The organism is Carnobacterium sp. 1290_CSPC (genome assembly GCF_001053265.1).
In the GTDB taxonomy this organism is placed as follows: domain Bacteria; phylum Bacillota; class Bacilli; order Lactobacillales; family Aerococcaceae; genus Aerococcus; species Aerococcus urinaeequi.
Genome location: NZ_JVVG01000083.1, coordinates 1 through 229 on the forward strand (window position 1 = coordinate 1; position 229 = coordinate 229).

The 229-nt window shown below is 49.8% G+C and carries 1 tRNA gene; it reads right to left on the minus strand.

Annotation, left to right across the window (positions count from 1 at the left end):
• Nucleotides 1-74: 74 nt before the first annotated feature.
• Nucleotides 75-162: transfer RNA gene (locus AC973_RS07480), tRNA-Ser, on the minus strand.
• Nucleotides 163-229: the final 67 nt, after the last annotated feature.

Below are 229 nucleotides of genomic sequence, written 5' to 3' on the forward strand. Positions count from 1 at the left end.
ACTCGAACCCGTGTTACCGCCGTGAAAGGGCGGTGTCTTAACCGCTTGACCAACGGGCCAAATATATATAAAAGCGGAGAATAAGGGATTCGAACCCTTGCATCGCTTACGCGATCTAACGATTTAGCAAACCGTCCTCTTCAGCCTCTTGAGTAATTCTCCAAATATCAATGGGCCTGAATGGACTCGAACCATCGACCTCCCGCTTATCAGGCGGACGCTCTAACCA